General features: G+C 44.3%; 11 protein-coding genes and 1 pseudogene. 5 read left to right on the forward strand and 7 right to left on the reverse strand.

All coding sequences use genetic code 11. The features are described from left to right. The first annotated feature begins 1 nt into the window (after position 1). The gene (locus tag LAY57_RS09365) at positions 2–3,682 is read left to right on the forward strand and encodes a WD40 domain-containing protein (RefSeq protein ID WP_249066143.1); all 3,681 of its coding nucleotides are present in this window, start codon (positions 2–4) and stop codon (positions 3,680–3,682) included. A 116-nt stretch (positions 3,683–3,798) separates the two neighbouring features. On the opposite strand, the gene LAY57_RS09370 is transcribed toward LAY57_RS09365, so the two are convergent. From LAY57_RS09370 to LAY57_RS36455, 3 genes are read right to left on the reverse strand one after another with little or no spacing between them, the layout of a single operon-like run. Beyond that, a complete protein-coding gene (locus LAY57_RS09370) occupies positions 3,799–4,725 on the reverse strand; it encodes a hypothetical protein (RefSeq protein WP_249066146.1) in 927 nt (308 codons plus the stop codon). Then, on the reverse strand, positions 4,722–5,555 hold the full coding sequence (locus LAY57_RS09375; RefSeq protein ID WP_249066148.1) for an SWIM zinc finger family protein: 834 nt from the start codon (positions 5,553–5,555) through the stop codon (positions 4,722–4,724). Before LAY57_RS09375 ends, LAY57_RS09370 begins: the two co-directional genes overlap by 4 nt. Beyond that, entirely contained in the window at positions 5,552–10,234 is a 4,683-nt protein-coding gene (locus tag LAY57_RS36455) for a sll1366 family intein-prone helicase (protein ID WP_249066149.1), read from the reverse strand. Before LAY57_RS36455 ends, LAY57_RS09375 begins: the two co-directional genes overlap by 4 nt. Before the next feature lie 361 nt (positions 10,235–10,595). On the opposite strand from LAY57_RS36455, the gene LAY57_RS09385 reads away from it, so the two are divergent. Continuing rightward, a complete protein-coding gene (locus LAY57_RS09385; RefSeq protein ID WP_249066150.1) occupies positions 10,596–12,752 on the forward strand; it encodes a polyribonucleotide nucleotidyltransferase in 2,157 nt (718 codons plus the stop codon). A 396-nt stretch (positions 12,753–13,148) separates the two neighbouring features. On the opposite strand, the gene LAY57_RS09390 is transcribed toward LAY57_RS09385, so the two are convergent. Then, positions 13,149–14,270 carry a site-specific DNA-methyltransferase gene (locus LAY57_RS09390; RefSeq protein WP_249066151.1) on the reverse strand — a complete coding sequence of 374 codons (1,122 nt, stop codon included), beginning with the start codon at positions 14,268–14,270 and terminating at the stop codon, positions 13,149–13,151. Between the two features lie 381 nt (positions 14,271–14,651). Here LAY57_RS09390 and tpiA point away from each other — a divergent pair, with 381 nt between their 5' ends. Both tpiA and folP read left to right on the forward strand, forming a co-directional pair. Continuing rightward, positions 14,652–15,377: a triose-phosphate isomerase gene (gene tpiA / locus LAY57_RS09395; protein WP_420839075.1), complete on the forward strand. Its 726-nt coding sequence runs from the start codon at positions 14,652–14,654 to the stop codon at positions 15,375–15,377. A gap of 129 nt (positions 15,378–15,506) precedes the next feature. Further along, entirely contained in the window at positions 15,507–16,340 is an 834-nt protein-coding gene (gene folP, locus LAY57_RS09400) for a dihydropteroate synthase (RefSeq protein ID WP_249066154.1), read from the forward strand. A gap of 225 nt (positions 16,341–16,565) precedes the next feature. On the opposite strand, the gene LAY57_RS09405 is transcribed toward folP, so the two are convergent. Further along, positions 16,566–16,760 (reverse strand): RHS repeat domain-containing protein, encoded by a 195-nt coding sequence (locus LAY57_RS09405; protein WP_249066155.1) that lies wholly within the window; start codon positions 16,758–16,760, stop codon positions 16,566–16,568. Positions 16,761–16,872: 112 nt separating this feature from the next. Continuing rightward, complete coding sequence (locus LAY57_RS09410; protein ID WP_249066156.1) at positions 16,873–17,982, reverse strand: WG repeat-containing protein; 1,110 nt, start codon at positions 17,980–17,982, stop codon at positions 16,873–16,875. 448 nt (positions 17,983–18,430) lie between these two features. Between LAY57_RS09410 and LAY57_RS09415 the strand changes: the two are divergent. Then, positions 18,431–19,654, forward strand: a pseudogene (locus tag LAY57_RS09415) (IS4 family transposase); the annotation flags it as partial. Positions 19,655–19,886: 232 nt separating this feature from the next. On the opposite strand, the gene LAY57_RS09420 reads toward LAY57_RS09415, so the two are convergent. Beyond that, positions 19,887–22,040 (reverse strand): RHS repeat-associated core domain-containing protein (locus LAY57_RS09420; RefSeq protein ID WP_249066158.1); only part of this gene is annotated, 2,154 nt, incomplete at its 5' end.

Raw genomic sequence — 22,040 nt, forward strand, 5'->3', positions numbered from 1 at the left:
CATGAACAGTTACGAATACCAGATTGGTGGTAGTTTGAAAAAAGATGCTCCTAGCTATGTGGAGCGGCAAGCTGATTGCGAACTTTATGAAGCCTTAAAAAATGGAGAGTTTTGCTACGTCCTCAACTCGCGGCAAATGGGAAAATCCTCGTTACTGGTGAGAATCAAGCATCGCCTCCAACAAGAAGGATTCCGCTGCACCGCGATCGACATGACTGGGATCGGCAGCGAAAATATTACCCCACTGCAATGGTATAAGGGAGTAGTTGCTGACTTATGGTCGGGGTTCAATCTCGTTAAAAAAATAAATTTTAAAGCCTGGTGGCGAGAGCAAGAAGAACTTTCTTATCTCCAGAGATTGAGCCGGTTTATTTCCGAAGTGCTGCTGGTGCAATTTCCTACAGAAAGAATTTTTATATTTGTTGATGAAATAGATAGTATTCTGGGCTTAGATTTTCCAGTAGATGACTTTTTTGCACTGCTCAGATTCTGCTATAACCAAAGAGCGATCGCGCCGGAATACAACCGGATTACATGGGTGATATTTGGGGTGGCGACACCTTCCGATTTAATAGCAGATAAAAGTCGCACGCCGTTTAATATTGGCAAAGCGATCGATCTGAATGGATTTGCCATTGAAGAAGCCGCGCCATTAGCTAAAGGATTAGAAACTTATATTGAAAATACCCAGACAGTATTAAAAGAGGTATTGGAGTGGACAGGAGGACAGCCATTTTTAACGCAAAAGTTATGTAAGTTGCTTAGAGGTAGTTGCGAACCGCTCAAGGATGTTTTGAATATTCCCACAGGGATGGAGGGATTTTGGGTGGAATCGGTGGTGCGATCGCGCATTATCGACAAGTGGGAATCCCAAGATGAGCCAGAGCATTTAAGGACAATACGCGATCGCATCCTCAGAAACGAACAACGCGCTGGCAGATTGCTGGGCATATATCAGCAAATCTTACAAGGTGTGGAAATACCAACAGATGACAGTCGAGAACAAGTAGAACTCCTGCTGTCAGGTTTATTGGTGAAACGACAATCTTTTCTGAAAGTAAGAAACCCGATTTATCAAGAAGTTTTTAATCTGGAATGGGTCGAAAAACAACTCAATTGTTTGCGTCCTTACTCCCAGGCTTATGACGCTTGGATGGCTTCCAAACAACAGGATGGTTCGCGACTGTTGCGGGGACAAGCTCTTAAAGAAGCCCAAATCTGGACGCTGGGTAAAAGCTTGAGCGATTTGGATTATCAATTCTTAGCTGCCTCTGTGGAATTAGACAGAGGCGAAGTTGAAATGCGGTTAGAGGCAGAACGAGCTAAAGAAGTTGAAGCCAGACTGGCAGAAGAACAAAAAAGACTGGCAGAGGAACAAAAGAGATTAGCACAAGAGAAAGAAAGCGCCTTCCGACAAAAGTTATTACTTATTGTAATCACGATGGCATTGCTGCTTGCCTGTCTGTTGGGGATAGCGACTTATTCTCAGTACCGTCAAGCCACAAAAAGCGAGATCGAAGCGCTCGCTAAATCTTCTCAAATTCTTTTTGTCTCGAATCAAGGGTTAGACGCGCTAGTAGAAGCAATCAGAGCAAAACGACAGCTGCAAAAACTCGGTGGGGTAAACGCAGAGATTGAGCATCAGGTTGAGGAGGTTCTACAGCAGGCAGTTTATGGAGCCGTTGAGTACAATCAGTTGTCAGGGCAGAACAATGAGGTTACTAAAGCAGTTTTCAGTCCCGATGGCCAGCTAATTGCCTCCAGCGCTGGGGATAACACCGTCAAACTTTGGAAACGAGATGGTACCGCGCTGAGAACCCTGAAAGGTCATAGCGGTACTGTTTGGGGAGTGGCGTTCAGCCCTGATGGTGAGCTAATTGCCTCAAGTTCTAGGGACAAAACTGTCAAACTCTGGAACATCTGTAGAGGGGAAACATTTGGCGTGACAACCTCTGGTAAAGACACAAATCTATCGCCCAAATGCTTGGTTCCTACAACTTTAAGAGGTCATGGCGCTACAGTTTGGGAAGTTGCTTTCAGCCCTGACGGTCAGCTGATTGCCTCTGCGAGTGGAGACAAAACCGTCAAACTCTGGCAGCGAGATGGCAGGTTGTTGAGAACGCTCCAAGGGCATCAGGGAGAAGTTTATGCGATCGCTTTCAGCCCTGACGGTCAGCTGATTGCGTCGGCGAGTCAAGACAAGACGATCAAACTCTGGAGAATTGACGGTAGACTGCTAAAGACTGTGCGAGGACATAGGGATCGAGTTTACGGAGTTACTTTCTCTGCTGACGGAAAGATATTTGCCTCGGCAAGTTGGGACAAGACGATCAAACTCTGGAAGATTGACGGTAGTCTGCTAAATACCCTCCAAGGTCATAAAGATGCGGTTTATCAAGTGGCAATTAGCCCGAACGGTAAACTCGTTGCTTCTGCCAGTGGAGACAGAACCATCAAAATCTGGAAGATTGACGGTACTTTGTACAAGACCCTGGAAGGGACTGGAGATATAGTCCACGGAGTTGCTTTTAGCCCTGACGGGAATTTGGTCGCCTCAGCCAGTTGGAATGGGCCGATCAGACTTTGGAAGATTGACAGCGCTTTGTACAAGACTCTCAAGGGGCATACAGATCCGGTTTACGCAGTGAAATTTAGTCCTGATGGAAAGACAATTGCCACAGTTAGTGGGGACAAATTCATCAAACTCTGGCGGCGAGATGGTAGTCTGCTAAGAACTTTCCAAAGGCATAACGATAAAGTTTTCGGAGTTGATTTCAGCCCTGATGGAGAGATAATTGCTACGGGCGGTTATGACAACACTGTTAAACTCTGGGGATTTGATGGTAGCCTGCTCAAGACTTTCCGAGGTCATAGCGATCGCGTCTTCAGTGTTAATTTTAGCCCGGACGGTCAGACTATAGCCTCGGCGAGTGGGGATAAAACTGTCAAAATCTGGAAGATTGACGGCACTGAACTTGCCACCCTTCAAGGACATAAAGATGAAGTTTACGGAGTCGCGTTCAGTCCCGATGGACAGACTCTAGCTTCGACAAGCTTGGATGGTACGGTCAAGCTTTGGGGACAAGATACTACAGCTTTAACCGATGGGAAACTGCACTACAGGCTTCTACATAGCTTAAGCGGACATGGTAACGAAGTAGGAGGAGTGGCATTCAGTCCTAACGGAAAGATAATTGCCTCAGCTGGTTTAGACGGCACGGTCAAACTTTGGCACACGGATGGCATAGAGCTTTATACTTTTAGAGGCCATAGCGCTGGGGTTTGGGGAGTTGCTTTCAGTCCTGACGGTCAGATAATTGCCTCGGCAGATTTAGACGGCAAGGTGAAACTTTGGCAGAGTGATGGTAGAGAGCTTCGTACTTTAAAGGAACATAGCAATGGCGTTTTCGGAGTTGTCTTTAGTCCTGATGGGAAGACGATCGCTTCGGCGGGTCAGGATAAGACGGTGATTTTGTGGGATGTGGAGGATATTTTCAATCTTGACCCACTGGGATATGGTTGCGATTGGGTGCGGGATTATCTGCGAACGAATGCAAAGGTGGATTTGAGCGATCGCCATCTGTGCGATGGAGTGGGTAACTGGTATAGAACCTATGCGAAAAATATTTGGATTCGCGATCGCACTCTGAGTGTCCCACCGTCAGGGCAATATTCTCAATAGCTGAGTTTGAAAAAGAGCGATCGCGTCGATCCTGCTATGTCTGGAAACCGGGTTTCTTTAAGAACCCTGGTTTATTTGGTAGTTATTCAAAAAAGCACGATCGCTCCCCCGTCCTCTCAACTACTAGATTCCCCACCAAACCTAGCCACTATTTCCTGACGAGAAAGTGTCAGCAGCAGTCGAGTCAACTCCTCTGGCGACAACTGTAACAAAGGCGTTATTGTTCGGGAAAGTTGCTCATCAAGAGAATCAAATCTAACCCTCAGAAGGTTTTCAACCATCTGCTGCCGTTCTTCTTGTCTGCCTTCCTGTCTGCCTTCCTGTCTGCCTTCTCGTAAAGTATCTTCCCGCCAACGTACATAAGCTGATGAAAAGTTCATAAGTAATTCCTCCTCTTCTTCATTTAAATTTTGACTTATTTCTAGGCTGATCCGCCAGTTAGCCACAACCTCTAAGATGTTTCTCTTGAACGGGTGGTTTTCCGGCAGTGCATTCACCTCATTCACCGCCTGTTGCTGAACCGTTTTACGTCCCAAAAGCCGCAACCACAGAGTTTCTTCTGTCGCCGGAATTTGGTTAATTGCTACCAGGGCCGATCGCAATCCCGCTGGTAGAAAATAAACCCCACTAGGCCAATTTCCTTCAGGGTCAACTTTGGCACCAAAGGCATCCAGTACATTTTCAGAACAGGAAGGAGATAAAATCCACAAACGAGGCAGTTCATCTTCTGTTACGGATCTTTCTTCCCGCCTTGCTTCACGCTGGAAATCGCCTTGCATGGCAAATAATTTAATCAGGCATCGACGCACTTCCGACCAGTTTGGCGGATTGCGGAAAGGCTCGATCAGACAGGCAGTTGAAGCCATTTTAGCAATCAAACCCAAAAATTCCAAGTTTGTTTTCGGTGCTGTGCCTGGTGAAAACCAAACATCTATTTGACGAACTTCAGCAGTTACTTCTCGACTGACTATTACGTCACCCAGAGGCCCTAATAGTTCGCTGAGATAGTGTTTGGCAAATTGATCGTGAAAGTTTCTAGTCATTCTCCTACCTTCATTGCCGAAATAATTGCCTGCTGACTCACCGCCTTGTAAACACTATCCAAATACTGCATCACAGCCTTAGTTGAAGCCGGATTAGATTCGGGATTTTTCGTCGCATCATTTGCTAAGGGGATATTTCCCAAAACATCTAAAACAGTCTCGTTACTCGGCGGCGGTACAATCACAACTAGGGCAGATTCTAAAGGCTCATCATATTGCCAAAATCTATCAATTTTTAGAGAATATTGGGGTTGGTAAATAGGAGTTTCTCCCTTGTTCCCCCGATCAATAGAGCCTCGACTTCGCATCTGTCGGAGTGCTTCGATAATTTGTTCCTTAGTGCGACCACGGAGCTGAAATAATACAAAGGGGTCTTCGCCGAAGCGATCGGCTAACAAATAATATACCGCTCCAATATGTTTGCAGGGATTAGCTTGATCGGGACAACTGCACTGACTGCGAACATCATCCAGTCTGAATGGAAACAAACTCAAACCATTTCCAGTGAAGACTTGCTCAATATTGCTTGGCATTTCTCCTGCTAATAGTTTAGCAGAAAATATCGCTTTTTGGGACATTGTTTCAATTACATATTGCCATTCTTCATCGGTGAAGGATTCCAGCCATATAGAAACTTGATAAGGTTCTATTTCTGTTCCCTGAACTCTGGCAAATACCTTTTGAGTTTGAAACTCAATGCTGAGGACGTTTCCCTGCCTTGCATAGACCCGCGCACGTTCCAAACGCTTTTTGAAACGGTAGGAATCTAGGAGTTCCAGCCAGCGTTCTACCCACCATTCGCGACTGATTTCAGTATAGCTATTTGTCATTCTGCCTCCTCGTCAATCACAGCACTGCGATCGAGCAATAGTAAGTTACGCAATTGATTGGTATCCAATTCGGTCAGCCAATGTTCGCCAGCACCTACAACTTGTTCGGCTAGTGCTTTTTTACTTTCAATCAAATCGTGGATTTTTTCTTCCAAAGTGCCATTACAGACAAATTTATGCACTTGAACATTGCGAGTTTGACCGATGCGAAATACCCGGTCTGTTGCCTGATTTTCTACGGCGGGATTCCACCATCTGTCGAAGTGAAAAACATGATTTGCCCGCGTCAAGTTAAGGCCAACACCACCAGCTTTGAGGGAAAGAATCATGATTCTTGGCCCTTGCGGATCGTTTTGGAATCTGTCTATCATTTCTTCTCTTTGGTTTTTGGTAGTGCTGCCATATAAAAACAGGATTTCTCGGCCAAGTTGCTTTTCCAAATGCGGTTTGAGCAGTTTTCCCCATTCGGCAAATTGAGTGAAAATTAAAGCGCGTTCGGCAAAGCCGTTGCGTAGGGAATCGCCTTCCAAAATTAATTCTTCCAACATTTCCTCCAGACGCTGAAGCTTTCCAGAACGATGTCGATCGCCTACTGTTGCTTCCTTTAGAAATTGTGCTGGATGATTGCAGATTTGTTTCAATTTTACTAACAGCGCTAAAATCATTCCTCGTCGTTGAATACCATCAGATTCTTCAATTTGTGCTAGAGATTCTTCGACCAATTTTTGATAAAGCGTTGCTTGTTCCTCAGCCAGACCGCAAAAGACGGTCATTTCTTGTTTTTCTGGCAAATCTTGAATGATTTCGCGGTCACTTTTGAGGCGACGAAGGATAAAGGGTTGGACGAGCGATCGCAATGTCTTTAAAGAATTTGTATCGCCATACTTTTCAATGGGAATTCCAAATCGGCGCTGGAAGAAATTACGCTGTCCCAAATAACCTGGATTGAGAAAATCTAAAATTGACCACAGTTCTTGCAGCCTATTTTCCACTGGCGTTCCTGTCAGCGCAATGCGAAATGTACTTGACAATTGCCGCAAAGCTTGGGACTGCTTTGTTTCGGGATTTTTGATGTTTTGGGCTTCATCTAGCACTACACCCTGCCAAGAAATGCTTTGCAAATCTTTGGCATCTCGAAAAGCTAGTGCATAACTGGTGATAATCAAATCCTTATCTTCGATCGCTTTAGCAAAGACTTTTCCTTTAGCGCGTTTATCACCGTGATGCACCAAAACTTTTAAAGTCGGGCCGAATTTTTTAACTTCTCTTTCCCAGTTACCTAAAACTGATGTTGGACAGACTAGCAGTGTTGGTTTTTCCAGTGCATCTTCTTCTTTGAGATGCAGTAGAAAAGCAATAGTTTGAATGGTGTTATGGCAAAGAATGTTGTTAGCAACGAAATTGTGATGTTCGCTTACCTCAAAATCGTACACCCACCCATTATAATCGATATCTTCAATTGACTCGATTTGGCAATAAAAAACTTCTCGATCGAGAAGAGATTGCAAGTGTTCTCTAGTTAGATTCAACAGTTGTGGATCTAACTGTGCGTAAGCTTCCAGGGTCTGAGTCGTCCATTTGGAAGGTTTTAGCTGCCGATAATTTTGCTCTGCTTCCCCACTCAGGATGCGATCGAATCCAGCGACAACTCGTGACAAGCTGGTGTGCGAAAATTGCTGCGATCCGTTGATGTAGACATTGTTAGGTATCCCAAAATGCCGTATAGGGAGCTTTGTTGACTCAACTATCTGAGCCATTATGTTTGAAGCTGGAATTCCTTCTACATTAGTGTTGCTTACCCGTTGACAAATATCTGCCAATTTTCGCTGTTTGTCTGGATTGCTAAATTCTATTTCTTGCAAAAACCTGCGGGCGCTATTTCCTCCCAGCGTGCCAATGTAATAAGTACGAAAAATTCCCGTGCCATTAGTAGCGCGTTTTTGTTTGGCAGCTATTCTTAACCAAATACCAAAGCGCCGGAGTAGGGTAGAAAGTTGCTGGATTAATAGGGGTGATGCTGTAGCAATTTCGATACTCCGCATACTGGAAACTACGGCGGATTCAGCATCGAAATAATTTCGCAGGAAAATACGCACGCTATTCAAATCTGCCTGCATGATGAAGGGGGGAATTGATTTGTCACGCGATCGCTTGCCCCATTGATACCCCTTACTTTCTAGAAATCGTCGATACGCCTGACTGTTTATCTGAAGGACAGGAACTTTTCCGGGAAAAATACGTATGTCAGGACGATTGATTTTGAGGTTATAGCGCTTACCGATGCGATTGAATATTTGGAGTAATTCTTCTAAACGCCCAATATCTTTTTGCGATATCGTGACTGTTCCCCGATTTTCTAACTCATAACCTTCGCCGATTTGCCAAGCTAGAAACTTAACTATATCTGCATCTTCTGCTTTTCCTTCCCAAACCAACTCGCCCGGTACGCAGATATAATCTCCTACTAAGAGGTTATTTGTCCAACCTCGATCGGTCAGTAATTTGTGACGACGGGTAATAGCGATCGCGCTGCCATCTTTTAGCGTTACTTTCCGCAATTTCTCCTGCACTTGCTGTCGGTAAAGCCGTCGGATGGGAGCCAGCACAATTTTACCTGTATTGTCGTCGATCGCATTCACAAGCAATGACTCAGCCGGAGTAGCCCAAAATCCCTCGCCGTCGAACTTTGCATCCTCAGAATAAGCTTCCCAAATTTCTTCTGCTTTTCGCAGCATTCCATTAACAAAAATGAGAGAATCTGGACTCAAGCATTTTCCCAATCCCATATCGTCCGCGAGACAAGCACCTAAGCTCCAACGCTCTAAAAAAGCTAGCCACCCAGCACCTAATGCTTGATATGGACGCAATTGACCTTGGAAAGTGGCAGGAACTTCGATCGCTTCTACCTTCTTATTGCCAGTTAGAGTTGTAATCAACTCCTGTAGCGCCCCCGATGCCTCAAAGCTGACAACTGGCAGTTTTTCAATTGTTTGAGTATCGCCACTACCAAGGCGCAGCGCATCTTCTAGGGAGAGGGATACCTCGTCTTTGCGACTGACAAAAAATGCTTGTGCTGCTTTGATATCTTGCGATCGCAATTCTACCCACTCCCCGTTGATTTCCGCCAGTGGCGTCTTAAGCGCTACCAAGCGATCGAATTCCTTCTTCGATAGTTTTTGTCCGCCAATAGATAATTCCCATTTAAAGTTCAGTAGACTCTGCAAACCCAAACGCTCATTCTTTTTGATTTGGGGAGTATCTGCTTTTATACTCAAACCTAAACGACTTGCCCAACCGTCGCGATTTGCTAAACTGGGCGGCAAAATTACCCCTAATCCGCTATCTTGGAAGCGCCAAGAACCCGTTTTGATAAATTCGTATGCTTGCAACGGATTGAGGCGACAAAACTGGGGAGATGGAGTTTCCAAACTGGGTTCGATCGCAGGCATTAGTCGAGCTGCTAACCCCAAACCTCTGAGTAAAGTTTCTTGGGGTAATTTGATATTTCTGCCTTGGAAAACCAGACGCTCAACTGCATTATTCCAGATAGTTGCCGCATCTACCAAAAATTCTGGGTCATCTACGGCTTGCAAACAATATTCTAACGTCCAATCTGTTTCGCCTTGTTTTGGAGGATGAACTTTAAAGCAGGTGCAAAACAAACTTTGACCAGTCAAGAATGGTTTTAATGGTGCAATCCAGCTATTGAGGGTTGCTTGCAAACGTTCCGCTGCCTGGGCTTCTGCCGTTATCATACCAGACTGGTTTCCCAACCCTTTGAGCCACTCTCCCACAACCGATTCTGTAGTTGGTGGAGACTGTGTACTTGCAACATTTCGCACTTGGGCATCTATTGTGTTACTTAAGAATTGCAGCAACAGTTTTTTTGGTTCTAGCGGCAAATCGATACTGGGATCTGAAAATTTCTCTCCCAGTCCCTGATAAGTGCGGCAAGCAGCGGGCATCTGCTGGGCGAATTTTTGCAGGCGATCTCGATCGGCGGCGCTATCAATAACTGGTTGCCAGGAAGCGATCGCATTCCCATCTTCAGTTTGCTTAAGTGTTGGTAAAAATTTACACCGCGCTAGTAAATCAATACTCCACCGCGCTATATGCGACCAAAAACGTAAATCTCTGCCCAAAAACGAGTCAGATCCGTTAACTGAGCCAAGAGGTAAAGCAGTCAAAAATGCGATCGCTTCCAGAGAATTCAGACAAATTCCCTCAACTTGCCAAGGATACAGATATTCCAAAAGCGAAATATCCTCATCTGTACTTTCAGAAAGTGCCGTTCCCGAATGCCAGGGAGAAATTGGCTCGTTATTTTCTGGATCGATATGACTTGGTAATGCCAAAGTTTGTAATTGCCATCGCCTCGAAGATAGAGAACGATCGCTGCTAGCAACCTTTGTTTTCCGACTTTGCTTGGTAACAGTTTTACCTGAAGAAGAAGATGCTTCATCTGGTAGAAGAAAAACATCATCAGGCAAAACCTGGCTCAGATGAGGTAAAGATTTCAAGTAGGCGATCGTATCCGCTGGATTCATCGCCAATGGATGAGGCGGCACAGTTCCAGATTGAGAAGAAGACCCAGTAGTAATTCTGCGCCAAGTTTCTCCCCAAATGAATAGATAACCACCCTGAGATTGAACTAACCAACTACCGTGTAAAATTGCCATTTAGAAACTTCTCAAACTTTTGCGTAAACAGTATCACTCATTCGATTTTGGATGAAAGGATTTTGGATTATCCCCACGACTGAAAGTCAGTTGCTCAAGACAGACATTTTTGGTTTTCAGTCATTAATCATCGATAGTTTGCGATCGACATTAGAATTAAATTTCAATTTTAAATCTAAAATCTGCCCCTCTTACCCCCTCCCCTCTTACCCCCTCCCCTCTGCTCAAATAGCATAGTAAGTACCGAAGAGCCGGACTTTTGACTTTTGACTTTTGACTTTTGACTTCCGCGTAGCGGCCCTAGCCCCTAGATCAGTGCTAGGATTGCCACAGATAAAGAAGTGTAATACAAAAGGACCGAATGGTAGAGATAGACAAATCTATATCCTTTGATGGAAGGGATATTCGACTGAAGGTTGGCCTCCTTGCTCAACAGGCGGGTGGTTCCCTGTTGATTCAATCGGGAGAGACGACCGTATTAGTGACGGCGACCCGCTCTAGTGCCAGAGAGAACATCGATTTTCTACCTTTGTTGGTGGATTACGAAGAAAGAATGTATGCCGCCGGTAGGATTCCGGGCGGTTTCTTGCGCCGGGAAGGCCGTCCGCCAGAAAAAGTGGTTCTCACGAGCCGTCTGATTGACAGACCGCTGCGTCCCTTGTTTCCCAGTTGGCTGCGAGATGACATTCAAATTGTCGCCACAACGCTATCAATGGATGAGCTAGTACCGCCCGATGTGCTGGCTGTGACTGGCGCTTCCGTAGCGGTGCTGTTAGCCAAGATCCCGTTCAATGGGCCGATGGCGGCGGTGCGGGTAGGATTGGTTGGGGATGACTTTATTATTAACCCCACATACGCGGAGATGGATGCCGGGGATTTGGATTTGATCGTAGCAGGTTCTCCCGAAGGCGTGATTATGGTGGAAGCGGGGGCAAACGAGTTGCCAGAAGCAGACATCATTGAAGCTATTGACTTTGGCTATGAAGCGGTGCGGGATCTAATTGCTGCTCAGCAAGAGTTGCTCAAAGAACTAGGCATTGAGCAGATTTACGAGACGCGACCGGAAGTAGATTCAACACTAGCGAATTTTATTCGCGATCGCGCCACAAATCCGATCAAAAGCATTCTGTCTCAGTTTGAACTGGGCAAAGCAGCTCGCGATGAGGCATTAGATCAGATTAAAGCATCTGTGCAAAGTGCGATCGCAGAACTGCCAGAAGAAGACCCCATCCGAATCATCACAACCGCTGAAACCAAAGCGCTGGGCAACCTTTTCAAAGACATCACCAAGCAGATGATGCGCCGCCAAATCGTCGAAGATGGCGTCCGCGTCGATGGTCGCAAACTCGACGAAGTGCGACCAGTCTCTTGTCGCGTCGGACTATTACCCCGACGAGTCCACGGTTGCGGTTTATTTAACCGAGGACAAACCCAAGTCTTGTCCGCCGTCACCCTGGGAACCCCCGGCGATGCCCAAGCAATGGGAGACGATCTCCATCCAGAAGATGCCAAGCGTTATCTGCACCATTACAACTTCCCGCCCTACTCAGTGGGAGAAACCAAACCAATGCGTGCCCCAGGACGCCGGGAAATCGGTCACGGAGCCTTGGCAGAACGAGCCCTAGTCCCCGTATTGCCTACCAAAGAACAATTCCCCTACGTCATCCGCGTAGTCTCGGAAGTGCTTTCTTCCAACGGTTCCACCTCAATGGGTTCTGTTTGCGGTTCCACCCTAGCGTTGATGGATGCTGGCGTTCCCATTTCCAAACCCGTCAGCGGTGCCGCTATGGGCTTGATTAAGGAAGGCGAAGAAATCCGCATCCTCACGGATATTCAGGGTATTGAAGACTTCCTGGGCGATATGGACTTCAAGGTAGCGGGTACGGATACCGGCATTACGGCATTGCAGATGGACATGAAAATCAATGGTTTGTCTTTAGACACCATTGCCAAAGCCATCAATCAAGCGCGTCCGGCGCGGCTACACATCTTGGAGAAAATGCTGATTGCGATCGACAAACCGCGCAGCGAAATGTCCCCATTTGCCCCCCGCCTACTCACCCTCAAAATCGATCAAGACCTCATTGGCCTTGTTATCGGCCCTGGTGGCAAGACGATCAAGGGTATTACAGAGGAAACTGGAGCCAAAATTGACCTTGAAGATGATGGCACAGTCACCATTTCTGCCCTAGATGTAGAAAAGGCAGAACGAGCCCGCAGTATTATCTTCAACATGACGCGCAAGCTGAACGAAGGAGATGTTTATGCCGGTCGCGTCACCAGGATTATCCCCATTGGTGCTTTTGTGGAATTTCTGCCCGGTAAGGAAGGAATGATTCACATTTCGCAACTGGCGGATTACCGAGTCGGCAAAGTGGAAGATGAAGTGGCAGTAGGCGATGAAGTGATTGTCAAAGTACGCGAAATTGACAACAAGGGACGCATCAATCTTACACGGCTGGGAATTCACCCAGATGAAGCAGCAGCAGCTCGTGCTAATAGTTCCGCCAAACGATAAGCGGCAAAAGTGAGAAGGAAAAAAGCAAAAGAAAGATAGTTTTCTTTTCGCTTTTGCTTTTTACCTTTGCTGCAAAGTTTTGACTTGTGACTTGTGAGTAGGGACACGGCATCATAAATAAGTCGATCGTATAGCAAAGTGCTTCGGCTTTAGTGCTGAGTACAAACACAGTCTCCGCCTTGCTTTGAGCGTTTAATACTGTCCTAATGTATTCGCGTAGCGCTATACAAAAGATTTAATTATGCCGTGTCCAAATCAGCATATTTGATCTCATGTCCCGTAGCATCGGTTACCTAAAAAAATCCTGTTCTTATTCTTATCTGTGTTCATCTGTGTTCATCTGTCTTCATCTGTGGTAAAAATTTAACCAACGATGAAACAGACAATTTGACGATTTCACTCTTCTAACGATGCTACCGGACGTGATATGACATTAAATTCAATACCAGGGAAAGCAGATTTTAGGCGACCTTCAATTAAGCCGATCGCAAGATGAGTAAGATCGATTCCTATCCATTGGCGGTTAAGTTTTTCGGCAGCGTGTAAAGCAGTACCGCCACCGCAAAATGGATCTAAGACGAGATCGCCAGTATTTGAACTAACTTGAATAATTCTTTCTAAAAGAGCAACAGGTTTTTGGGTAGGATAACCGAGACGTTCTTTCGCTTGAGAATTGAGCAGCCCAATATCATCCCATAAAGCTTGTAGAGGAGTTCCTACAGTCTCATCCAGATATCTTTTGAGCCGGATACCTCCAGCTTTAGTAAAATGCAAACGACCCTCAGCATCAAGGCGTTCCATAGTTTGAATAGGACAACGCCAAAAAGAAGTTATACCTTTATATTGATAAGTGTAGCCACCACCAGATAATCCTTTAGCAGTCAGGTTGTCATCAGTCCAGCGACGCCCATCCGGGTCAAGATTTCTAAATCGGGATTTGTATTTCTCATCATTTGCTACATATACTTGATTCCAGCAATACCGATCGCTTTTAACGTAATACAAAATTATATCTGTATTTGCACCGAACTTTTTGGGGTCGTTATGGGCGCTTGTCCGTTTCCAAGTAATTTCATTTCGGAAGTTTGTTAACCCAAAAATCAGGTCTATAATAATTTTCAGATAATGGCTAGCAGTCGGATCGCAATGCAGATACAAACTTCCAGTAGGCTTCAAAACTCGGTGCATCTCCACCAGACGAACAGCCATCATTATCAGATAAGCTGACAAGTCATTGTGTCCCAAGCGGCAAACTAAAAGGTCTATCACCTCGGCTAATTCACCATTTATCTGGAATAATTCATTTAGCGATCGGTTTGACTCATCATTCCAATGCCAAGTATCCTCAAAAGCAGTTATTTGAGTATGGGATACATTTGCCTGCTGGCGTCCACCGACAATAAGTTTGTAATCAGTGCTGGAATTGAACGGTGGATCGAGATAGATCAAGTCTACGGTTTCAGTGGCGATATTGTTTCTGAGAACATCGAGGTTATCACCGTAATAGAGTCGGTTCATTTCAGCAAAGGTAGTTTGACGATCGACTGCAATCGCCCCCCTAGCCCCCCAAATCTGGGGGGAGAAGAGTCTTCCCCCAGATTTGGGGGGAGGGGGCAACGGGGGGGCGAAAAGCGTAAGTCCTAATATAGAGCGGTTTTCACTTGCCTGTGGTATGGCCCAGAAACCCGGTTTCTTCAACAATACCTTCGCCATTTCTTTGTAGGTTGAGTCCTTGTGAAGCGAAACCCAACCTACAAAGCTAAAGCCGAAGCACTTAAGAAGCACTCAGCACTCAGCACTCAGCACTCAGTACTTATTTGAGGACGCAGGCGCAAAACGATCGCCAGAAAGCCGTAAACTGTTGTTTAAGTTTATTAGTCTTCGTACTTCAGAGTACCCGTGCGAAAAATCGTCATCGCTGGCAACTGGAAAATGTATAAAACCCAGACAGAAAGTCTGGAGTTTTTGCAAGGATTCATGCACAGTCTAGAAGAAACCCCGGACTCTAGGGAAATAGTTCTGTGCCCTCCCTTCACCGATCTGGGCATCATATCCAAGAGTTTGCACGGTAGTCGCGTGCAACTGGGTGCCCAAAACGTCCACTGGGAAGATTATGGAGCCTACACTGGTGAAATTTCGGGCCCCATGCTAACCGAAATCGGGGTGCGTTATGTCATCGTCGGTCATAGCGAACGGCGTCAATACTTTGGCGAAACCGATGAAACTGTTAACAAACGGCTCAAAGCAGCTCAAAGCTACCACCTTACGCCGATCCTATGCGTGGGCGAAAGCAAGCAACAACGAGATACTGGCGAAACAGAAGCGCTGATCGTCACCCAGCTGAAAAAAGGCTTGATTGGTGTGGATCAACACAATCTCATCATCGCTTACGAACCGATTTGGGCGATCGGCACTGGCGATACCTGCGAGACTAAAGAAGCAAACCGAGTCATTGGCTTAATTCGTTCTCAGCTAACTAATCCTGATGTGCCGATTCAGTACGGCGGTTCCGTCAAGCCGGATAATATCGACGAAATTATGGCCCAGCCAGAAATCGATGGAGTCCTCGTTGGCGGTGCGAGTCTGCAACCGGACAGTTTTGCTCGGATTGTCAATTATCAGTAGTTAATAAGTAGGTGGGCATAATTAAACGTAAAACTGCCGTGCCCTCAGAAACCCGGTTTCGCATGAGTTACCGGGTTTCTGGGTGTTCAGTTTATTTACGCCCACCTATTTAGCTAACAGCTAAAAGTTATGATGAACATTCGCGATCGCACCTTTAATTGGGGCCATAGCACATACCTGATGGGCGTCCTGAATGTGACGCCCGATAGTTTTAGCGACGGGGGAGAGTTCAGCGCCCCAAACTCTGCCTTAGCGCAAGCTCGATATTTGCTAGAAGCGGGTGCCGATATCCTCGATATTGGCGGTCAATCAACCCGCCCCGGTTCTGCTGACATATCTAAAGAAGCAGAACTCGATCGCGTACTGCCTATTGTAAACTCGATCCGCCAAGAGTCTTCCGTACCAATTTCTGTTGACACTACAAAAGCCTCTGTAGCGAGGGCTGCTGTTGCAGCTGGTGCGGATATGGTTAATGACATTTCCGGTGCCACTTTCGATCCAGAAATGTTGCCAACCGTAGCAGAATTGGGTGTTCCCATTGTATTGATGCACATTCGCGGAACGCCCCAAACAATGCAACAGATGACTGACTATCAGGATTTAGTCGGGGAGATTTACGAGTTTCTCTTAAGTCGAATTGCCGCTGCTGTAGCAGCAGGAATTGATCAGACAAAGATTATTGTCGATCCAGGTATCGGCTTTGCTAAGACTTACAACCAAAACTTAGAAATTTTGCGACGATTAGGAGAATTTCGTTTGCTGGGATGTCCTATTTTAGTGGGGCTATCCCGCAAAAGTTTTATCGGTCATATTTTGAATCAACCAGATCCCAAACAGAGAGTTTGGGGCACTGGTGCAGCTTGTTGTGCGGCAATATCTTTTGGCGCTGATATCCTTCGAGTTCACGACGTTAAACAAATGCACGATGTCTGTCGCGTCGCCGATGCCATCTTTCGATTTTAGTTGGAATCGTTGGTTAATCCCTTCTCGCCAGAAAATTTTGTATTTGGTAAAAGACTGTAAAAGTTGAGCATTTAACCTCCAAGATAATGAAAGTGTTTTTTCTAAAGTATCATAAATCTGATTAGTTTTGTGCAATTAAAATAGCTCATCTCTAACAATTTTTATGACAGGGCGACAACTATGGATCTTCCGTACTTAGTGTGCTAAGTTAACTTAAATTTATCTTCAAGGCTTTGCCACATAAGGATCATACTGATAAGAAATCACCTCACCATTCGCCTTTCTTACCCCAATCAAACGATTTTCCTTATCCCACGTATAACTGACCTCCTCCACCCCATTCTTAATCCTCGACAACAGATTCCCATTATCGTCATAACGATATTCAATCGTCTGAACAACTACACCATTTTTCTTCAATTCTTCCTTCCGTCTTCAAACGGTCATTATCATCGTAAGTATAAGTAGATAAGTGTGAGAAACATTACCAAAAGTAGTTTTCACAGCGGCTAATTTTGTATTTCCTTGATTGTCAGATGCTGCTCCGGCTCCAAACGAACTTTCCACCTTTATCGATATATCCCGATTTCCATCCATAAAAGTTTTTGAATGTTACACTCGCTAGACCATTTTTGAACTTTTCAACAGCTCTAAATTGTGGGGGAATAACTATTTTTCCATTTCTGTCAATGTAGCCAGACTGATTACCAATCTTAACAATTGCCAACTCCTCCGAAAACTCATCTGCCAGATCGAACTGAAAAGGGATTGTTACCTTTCCAAGTTTGTTGATATAGCCCCACTTACGATTGACAAAAACTGGAGCCAACCCTTGACGAAAACTTAAAGCATCACTAAAAATTAATGGAATGACTGTTTTTCCAGTTTTGCTGATATAACCTAACTTACGCCCCTCTGTTCCTACGCTTCCTACTACTGCTAGACCTTCAGAGAAGGGAAAGGCTGTATCAAATTTGGGTTGGATAACTATCTTTCCGGTTTTGTTAATGTAGCCCCACTTCCCACCAACTTTTACAGCTGCTAGCCCCTCATAAAAACTAGAACCTTCATCAAATTGAGGTGCAATAACCATTTTACCAGACCGATCGATATAACCTATTTTTTTATCAACTGCTACTTCTGCTACTCCTTCTCTAAAATTGCCAGCATATATAAATTTTGGTGAAATAACAATGCTTAAACTTTTGCCTATGTAGCCGTACTTATTGTTAATCTCAACAGGTGCTATGCCTTCAGAAAATTTAGAATAAGGCTCGACTTTCCAAGAGCTAGGTAAGATATTAACTTTGCCGACTTTATCAACATAGCCCAGTTTGTCCTTATTAAATCTTACACTTGCTAGTCCTTCATAAAATTCTCCAGCCTCATCAAATTGAGCTTTGATAATAACTCTACCTTTCCGATCTATATACCCATATTTTGGGATTTGTTTAACACTATCGTCAGCGTAAAAAACAAATAAATTTGGGTCTTTGTTATTTTCGTATGACTCCGAGATAAAAAGCTTATTTGAATTTTGCAAGCTACAAGATATCAAAAAAAAATGACAAGGAAAAGGTGCAAGCAAGCAATTTTTTTCATTTTGCTGTTTCCCCAACAATAATATTCCAAATAAATCCATGACAAATGTTTATGTGACATCAATTTGTCCGTATTTTGTGAGTGTTGTATTGCGAGCCCACCAGCATTCGTGACAGGTTAAGAAAGTGGAGCGAATGTCAATGAGCGAATATACTCAATTTAACCCAAAAAAAAGAGAATATCACCTGGTCGGGGAGAGGGAAAAGGCAATCGTGGATTGCCTTTTCCCTCTCGGTATGATAAACAGGCTCATTTTTCCAACCAAGGAAAGCTTTCGGAACATACCTTTTCGCGCAGAAACTACTGGTATCCAGTTCAAAAAGGCTCTTATATTGCGACTGCAAGCTCTTCATCATGACACTAAAAGGGTACTAAAGATGTCAAACTAAAGTATCAGGCATTTTGACAATTAGACTATGAAAAAGCGGGTAAATCGCCATCCAGATCACGCGAAGCGACACAATACACCCAGCCCAAATAACCAAGTTATCGCCGCGCACCTAGAAGAATTACTAACACCAGTGATTTTTAACCAACAAGCCTACTACCGTCAGTTGGGATTAAGAAACCGCATCCTAAATTTATCATTAATGGTAGCAGCAGTATTAACCCTACTCTGGCGACAAGTACCATCAGTACAAGAACTAACTCGACTTTTAGAGAGAGAAGATTTACTCTGGTGTCGAGCGACCAAAATAGCTCAACAATCGCTGTCAGAGAGGCTATTAGAATTTCCAGCTTCTATATTTGAGCGAGTATTTAAAGATTTATTACCTGTCTTACAATCTTCTTGGCAACAGCGTCAAAAACGCCCAATCCCTGCAAGTATAAGTTTCGCCAGCCGACATTTTGATCAGATTTGGGTAGCAGACGGTTCAACATTAGAAGCATTATTTCGGAAACTGAAAAGCTTAGAAGATGTGAAACCTGGACAGTTGGCTGGTAAAATTTGTACGGTGGTTGACTTGATAACTCGCTTACCTGTGCAGGTTTGGTTCCATACTAATCCCCTCGCATCTGAAACTAAATTTGAGGAGGGTTTACTATCCTTAGTATCAGGCAAAACCTTACTCTTACTTGACCGGGGGTTTTACCATTTCCAGTTTTTTGAGCAACTAATGATTCAACAAGTAGACTTTATTACTCGACTTAAAGCGAAAGCTTCCGTGAAAGTTATTCAAGTTTTCACGTCTAACAACTCAGTGAAAGACCAACTAATTAAACTAGGGACAGGACGCAATAGCGCTCCTATTCTCACACTGCGTTTAATATCGATTCGGACTGGTAAAACCTGGTATTCCTATCTTACTTCTGTGACTGACCCGAAGATATTACCTCCTTATGTAGTGGCAGATTTATATCAACGCCGTTGGCGGATTGAAGAAGCTTTTAATACAGTTAAGCGCTTGTTGGGATTGTCCTATTTATGGACGGGTTCCATCAATGGCGTGAAGTTACAGGTGTGGGCAACTTGGCTATTCTATGCGGTTTTGGTTGATTTGGGTGATGCAGTGGCTGACGAGCTTTCTTTACCATTTGACCGAATTTCTTTGGAGATGGTTTACCGAGGTCTTTATCATTTTACTGTTGCTTATGACAAAGGTAAAGCTACTGACCCCATTCAGTATTTCGCTGACCCTTCTAATCAAGATTTAGGAGTTATAAAAGCTCTCCGAAAGACAGAAGGAAAGCTGGATTTATCACCTTTTCCTCTGCCTCTTAATTGATTTTGGAAGATAAACTATTCTATTTTTAGCCAATTTGTGGAGATGTTTATATTCTTTAATTTGGGTAACTAATTAATCTTTTTCAGCCAAATTAATTTCTGAGATGGTTTTAATGAAAACGATCATCATACCGAGAGGGAAATGCAATCAGAGATTGCATTTCCCTCTCCCCGACCAGGTGATATTCTCTTTTTTTGGTTAAATTGAGTATATTCGCTCATTGACATTCGCTCCACTTTCTTAACCTGTCACGAATGGCCCACCAGAGTGTCCCTTTCCTCTCGCGAATATCCTCTTCCTTATTGGTTCCATTTAGCATAGCTGCTATTTTCTGCCAGCTAACTGTGTCTCTTAGCGGTACAGTGATACAGCCCTGTGAAGAGCGTCCCGGATGTAGCCTAAATCCATCGCGTCCATATAAATCGTCATCCCTATCATTCCGGGGGTTAGAGTCAATTCTATCTAATCGATACCAACCTGCGTGGGTCGGGTTATCGTCATTGTTCTTAAAAATCTCATAATTACCTCCAGGTATAGGTCCGTTGTATTTAATACTCTCAAATTGCGGGTTATTTTTGTGCGGATCATTCCCAGAAAATAACCCATTAATGACAAGAGGAGAAGGGGTATTGCCACTTAGATCGTGTAGGATTAGAGTACCTGTAGCACGATCGTAAGAGCCTCTAACTTGAGGTACTCGAGAGGTTGTTATTACAGGGATCGCTCCCTGTGGTGTAGAGCTAGGGATAGAAAGAATGATGCTAAGTATAGCTGTTGTTGCAATTCCTTCTTGGATACTGAACAAGCCAGATGGATCTGTAAAATTAATTGGGCTGGCATTGCCATACAGATACTTGTGTAGCGTCAGAGGCTCACGTAGTCTACCCTCATAACTATCCCTCCTAGTAAACCGCCCAGTATCCGTATCATAATACCTAGCCCTCAAATAATAATCACCCAAACTCTTATCGAACTGTTCCCCAGCAAACAGGTAATTATTCTGCACGTTGTTAGTAGACCCAATCAGATTCCCGAACGCATCATAACTATACCTATCCGTCACCACCCCACTACCATTCGTCAACCCCCTCGTACTACCCAAACCATCCACCAAATAGAACGACTTCTCACTCCCCCTCTGCTGAGAAATCAAATCATTACCATACACATAACCAGCAGTCAACCCATTATTAACCCTCTCCTCCAACACCTGAGCATAAGGCAAATTCTTATCTACCAAATACTCAGTCTTCACCCCATTAACAGTAGAACTAACCCTTACCCCATCACTATCGTACTGATAAGAAATCACCTCACCATTCGCCTTCCTGACCCCAATCAAACGATTTTCCTTATCCCAGGTATAACTAACCTCTTCCACCCCATTCTTAATTCTCGACTTCAGATTTCCATTGTCGTCATAACGATACTCAATCGTCTGAACAACCACATTATTCTTCTTCAACTCTTCTGTCTTCAAACGGTCATTATCATCGTAAGTATAAGTAGTAATCCCCTCAACCGAATCATTCTTAGTCAAGCGATTCCCTACTTTATCGTAGGTATATTCGATAATCCGATTACCAGCAACCGCATCATTTATTGTCTCTTTTGTCAACCGATACAAACTATCGTATTCATACTCAACTTTCCTACCATTCTGTTCGGTGATAACTCGCCGATGACCTACCAAATCCAGAGTGTAATCGAAACTGGAAACAACCACTCCATCTTTGACATTCTTCACCAACTTCAACCGATTCAATTGATCGTAATCCCTAGTTTCCACCACCGCATTCGGTAATTCAGTTTTAACTAAATTACCAGCAACATCGTAGAAATAACTCGTAGTTCCTTGAGAACTCGTTACCGTTTTCAACCGATTTTGTTCGTCATAAGTATAAGCAACATTACCGTTGGGAGTCCTAACTTCTGTACGATTACCCAACCCATCATATCCGTATTCAATCGTATGACCGCTTGCTAAATAAACTCCATTCGGGTCAGTCCGAGAAATCAAGTGATTGCGTTCATCGTATTTAAAAGAAGTAGTTCCCCTCGCATCAACAATCTTGTCAATCTGTCCGCTGGGTGTATAGGTAAACGTGACGGGAACTTGACCGCTAGCAGCAGAAAATTCTTTCTTAATCAGGCGATTTTGGGCGTCGTATTGATAACTAATCGAATCGCCATTGAAATCAGTCGTAGTATAGATATTTCCTACCGCATCATAAGTAGTATACGACTTCTGACCAAGCGGTAATTCACTAGCAATACGTCGTCCATTCTTATCGTATTCATACTTAGTTTTATGGTCATTAGCATCCTCAATCCAAACTAAACGATTCGCTTCATCGTATTCATATTCAGT

The sequence above is a fragment of the Argonema antarcticum A004/B2 genome, assembly GCF_023333585.1.
In the GTDB taxonomy this organism is placed as follows: domain Bacteria; phylum Cyanobacteriota; class Cyanobacteriia; order Cyanobacteriales; family Aerosakkonemataceae; genus Argonema; species Argonema antarcticum.